Consider the following 4,744-nt stretch of genomic DNA (forward strand, 5'->3'; position numbering starts at 1 on the left):
ACCCTTTACCGAACGAGACAGGGAGAAATTTATAAAGGAATTGAGCATGCTTTTGTCGAATTTTAAGATATGTTCAAGTAATCACAACTAATTAGAGGTCATGCTTATGGCAGAGAGGATTGCCGAGGAAAAAGTAAATGAGATTCGGCAGAGTGTTGAAATTGTCGATGTCATTAGTGATTATGTCCAATTGAAAAAACAGGGACGGAATTACTTTGGGCTTTGCCCTTTCCATGGGGAGAATTCTCCATCTTTTTCTGTGTCCCCCGACAAGCAGATTTATCATTGCTTCGGTTGTGGTGCCGGCGGAAATGTTTTTTCATTTCTCATGGATATTGATGGGCTGTCTTTCCAGGAAGCAGCAGTGAAGCTTGCTGAAAGGGCAAATGTTGAATTGAAGCTGGAAGCACTGTCTGCCAGCAAAACTCAGCGATTGCCCGAAGGCTCAAAGCAAATGATGGAAGCTCATGAACTATTGCGTAAATTTTATCATCATTTGCTTGTAAACACAAAAGAGGGCCAGGATGCCCTTGAGTACCTCATTAACAGAGGATTTACCATGGAATCGATTGACAGATTTCAAATTGGTTATGCACTGCCTTCGTGGGATTTCGCTGTTAAACTGCTCGAAAAAAGAGGCTTTACGCTGGACCTCATTGAAAAAGCAGGCTTAGTCATCCAAAGGGAAAAGGATGGAACATTCTTTGACAGATTCAGGGACAGAATCATGTTCCCGATACTGGATCATCAGGGAATACCATTGCGTTCTCAGGGAGAGCAAGAGGGGGCGACTAACCCAAATACCTGAACAGCCCTGAAACGCAAATCTTTAACAAGAGCAAGGTATTGTATAATTTCCATCTTGCGCGGGGGCCAATCCGCAAACAGCAGCAAGCTGTCCTTTTTGAAGGCTTTGCGGATGTGATCTCGGCTAATCGAGCCGGCGTGGAAAATGGCGTTGCCACAATGGGTACATTGCTGACAGAAGAGCATATTTCCTTACTGAAGAGAAATGTGCAGGCCGTTACGATTTGTTATGATTCGGATAAAGCAGGGATAGAAGCAGCTTTCCGCGCATCAAGCATGCTCTCGAAAGCTGGTTTTACTGTCAGGGTAGCCACAATGCCTGACGGGATGGACCCGGACGATTTCATAAAGACCCACGGCGAAGATAGATTCAAACATGAGATCATCGGTTCAAGCTCCACCTTGATGGCTTTTAAATTAATATATTATCGCCGCGGGAAAAACCTTCAGCATGAAGGAGATCGCCTCCAGTATATCGAAGAAGTACTTAAAGAAATCAGTGCTCTTGATAAAGCTGTAGAAAAAGATCTGTACTTAAGGCAGCTGGCGAATGAATTCTCGCTTTCACTCGATGCATTAGTGCAGCAACAGAACCAATTGGCACAATCAGCGGAGCCCAAAAAGCAAAATCAGCCAAGAGTTGAACATAAGCCGGTTCCGTACACGAAAAAGCAGAACTCAAGCTGCAGTATCATACTGCGGAAAGACGGTTGATTCTATCATATGATGAGAATGCCGACACCGCTTATAAGGTTCAGGGTTTGCTCGAAGGCAATGTATTAAATATTGATGAACACCAGGCTATTATTACTTACTTATTTGCATACTATGAAAAAGGACATGACCCTGATCCAAGTGCGTTCTTAAATTATCTTCAGGATAATAAGCTAAAGGGTCGTTGCTGATATAGAAATGATGCCTCTTAACGAAGAGGTCAGCGATCAGGAATTATCTGATTATATCAAGCAGGTGTTGAATTATCAAAAAATGTTAAAAATAAAAGGAAAAAATGGCGGAACAAAAACAGGCAGAACGACAAAACGATCTTGCGTGCAGCGGCAATCGCTTCGGAAATCATCCAACTGCGCAAGACCTTATAAATCCTAATGCTGATTGTTTTTGATTTTTGGAAGGAGGGGGACATATGGCTGAAAAGTCAGCCCGTTCTAAAGAGGTCACAGAAAATGAAGTGACAGTTGAACAAGTGAAAGACCAGTTAACTGCACTGGGGAAACAGGCGTCCTAGCTTATGATGATATTGCAGAGAGGTTATCAAGCTTCGATCTTGATTCCGATCAAATGGATGAATATTATGAGTTCCTTGGTGAACAGGGAATTGAACTGGTTGGGAAAGCGATGAAGCTGAAGACCCTGATCTTAAGCAGCTTGCCAAAGACGATGAAGAGTTTGATTTAAATGATTTAAGTGTACCTCCGGGAGTTAAAATCAACGACCCAGTTAGAATGTACCTGAAGGAAATCGGCCGGGTGGATTTGCTTTCTGCTGAAGAAGAAATCAATCTGGCGGAAAGAATCGAACAAGGCGATGAAGAAGCTAAGCGGCGTCTTGCAGAAGCAAACCTTCGACTTGTAGTAAGCATTGCGAAACGCTACGTTGGCCGTGGCATGCTCTTCCTTGATTTAATCCAGGAAGGAAATATGGGCCTGATTAAGGCCGTCGAAAAATTTGATTACCGTAAAGGATTCAAATTCAGTACTTATGCTACATGGTGGATTCGCCAGGCAATTACACGTGCTATTGCTGACCAGGCACGTACCATCCGAATCCCTGTTCATATGGTCGAAACCATCAACAAATTGATCCGTGTCCAGAGACAGCTCCTTCAGGATTTAGGCCGCGAACCAACACCTGAAGAAATCGGAGAAGATATGGATCTCGTCACCTGAAAAGGTACGTGAAATCCTTAAGATTGCACAGGAACCGGTTTCCTTGAAACCCCTATCGGTGAAGAAGATGACTCGCACTTAGGAGATTTCATTGAAGACCAGGACGCTACCTCTCCTTCAGAACATGCTGCATATGAGCTATTGAAAGGAACAGCTCGAAGATGTCCTCGATACTCTTACAGACCGTGAAGAGAACGTCCTGAGACTGCGTTTTGGCCTTGATGATGGACGTACCCGCAACTCTTGAGGAAGTCGGCAAGGTATTTGGTGTTACGCGTGAACGAATCCGCCAAATCGAAGCAAAGGCCCTTCGCAAGCTAAGGCATCCAAGCAGAAGCAAACGATTGAAAGGACTTTTTAGAATAGGATTGCCAAGGAATAATTTACTTTTTAAAATAGAAGTAAATTATTCCTTTTTTTAGGCTCTTTTTGCCTCTATAAGGTTTACAACAATATGTTATAAAATCAAGCCTATTTTAAAATAGACAGGATGTGCGAGTGAATTGGATGAACAGCGCAGGAAAAACGATGCACCAGCTGAAATAAAATATTGGAAACAAAACCGGATGCTGCCCGAACATTATTGTGATTACCTGCTAAATCTATATACTGAAGGGAGTTCAGAGAACTCGAGATCCGAACCCGAAAATAGTAGAGGGCGGACATCTAGAACAGGGTTAATAAGCATCATACTAATTGGGCTGTTAACGCTTGCAGCATTTTTATTTTATTTTACTGAATTGTCTCTCTTTTTGCAAATGGCTCTTATAACATTTTTTGGAATATGTTCAGTAGTTTCAGGAGACATATCTTATAAAAAATTCCTTTTTTGAATTGATTCCTTTGCTTTCTTCGGCACTCATTTTTTTAATAACTTCTGTTCAGGCAGCGGAAAATAGTATTTCCTGATCAGCCAGCCATGTTATACATTGTCACGGCAGTAAACTGCTTATTATGGATTGCCGCTGGTATGAAGTGGACAATGGTACCCTTCAAAATATCAGGTGTTACAGGATTAATTGTCCTGATTATTACTATTTTCATATAATAATTAAAAATTTTAAAGTTTTTAAATGTTGAGAAAATTGTTTGTTCACCCTTATAATGAAGAATGTAAACGCATTCAATGTTTTGAGGGGGATGGAGAACGGAAGTCTTCGATTTAACATCTGAACAAGCTATGATAAAAAGGACGATTAGAGAATTCGCGGAAGAAGAAGTCGCTCCTGGAGCGATAGAGAGAAGATAAAACAAAACAGTTTCCGACAGAAATTTTCAAAAAAACTTGCGTAGATTTGGGCATGCTAGGTTTGCCTTTTCCCGAAGAATATGGTGGGGCTGGCGCTGATACGGGAAGTTTCGCAATTGTGACGGAGGAGCTCAGCAGGGGCTGTGCATCAACAGGAATCACCTATTCTGCACATATTTCGCTTGGTGGCGCCCGAATCAATCTTTTCGGTACCGAAGAAGCAGAAGCAGGCAATATTTGACGCCGATATGTACAGGTGAATCAATGGGGGCATTTGGATTAACAGAACCGAATGCCGGGTCGGATGCAGGCGGCACGCAGACAACTGCTAAGGAAGTTGATGGCGAATATGTCATCAATGGCAGTAAATGCTTCATCACCAACGCAAGTTATGCCAAACACCTTGCCATGACAGCGATCACTGGTGAAAACAATGGTGTACAAGTTAGCAAATAACGTCTACAAACTCGATGGTTTTAAAAACATCATGGAATATAGCATGTACAAAACTTTCGCTAACAAATATAAATCTAGCGTTAGAAAGATATTGCGAAAATACAAGGTAAATGGTCATTTTGGAGTAAGGTACAACACCTCTAAAGGTTCTAAAGTATCATTTTTCTACAAAGATGGTTTCAAGAAAAGCCATTCCCTCAATAAGCGGAGTGAAATTGATATCATCCCTACGGAACGAAATAATATTTACAGCAGGACGAGTCTAATCGAAAGGTTATTAGCAAGAGGTGCTGTACGTCCTGAAGTAAGTGTGGGTGTTAACCTT

Annotated in this window: 2 protein-coding genes and 4 pseudogenes; all 6 read left to right on the top strand. The window is 41.9% G+C overall.

The window, feature by feature from the left end; all coding sequences use genetic code 11:
* The first annotated feature begins 106 nt into the window (after positions 1–106).
* Positions 107–1,907 (top strand): annotated as a pseudogene (dnaG, locus tag ACXADT_RS21575) (DNA primase).
* Positions 1,908–2,064: 157 nt separating this feature from the next.
* Positions 2,065–2,223 (top strand): RNA polymerase sigma factor region1.1 domain-containing protein, encoded by a 159-nt coding sequence (locus ACXADT_RS21580; protein ID WP_474835879.1) that lies wholly within the window; start codon positions 2,065–2,067, stop codon positions 2,221–2,223.
* 71 nt (positions 2,224–2,294) lie between these two features.
* A pseudogene (locus ACXADT_RS21585) lies at positions 2,295–2,903 on the top strand (sigma-70 family RNA polymerase sigma factor).
* Between the two features lie 35 nt (positions 2,904–2,938).
* Entirely contained in the window at positions 2,939–3,136 is a 198-nt protein-coding gene (locus ACXADT_RS21590; RefSeq protein ID WP_474835880.1) for a sigma factor-like helix-turn-helix DNA-binding protein, read from the top strand.
* 758 nt (positions 3,137–3,894) lie between these two features.
* A pseudogene (locus ACXADT_RS21595) lies at positions 3,895–4,401 on the top strand (acyl-CoA dehydrogenase family protein); the annotation flags it as partial.
* A gap of 61 nt (positions 4,402–4,462) precedes the next feature.
* A pseudogene (locus ACXADT_RS21600) lies at positions 4,463–4,744 on the top strand (hypothetical protein); the annotation flags it as partial.

Source organism: Anaerobacillus sp. ABR4_321, from assembly GCF_056158505.1.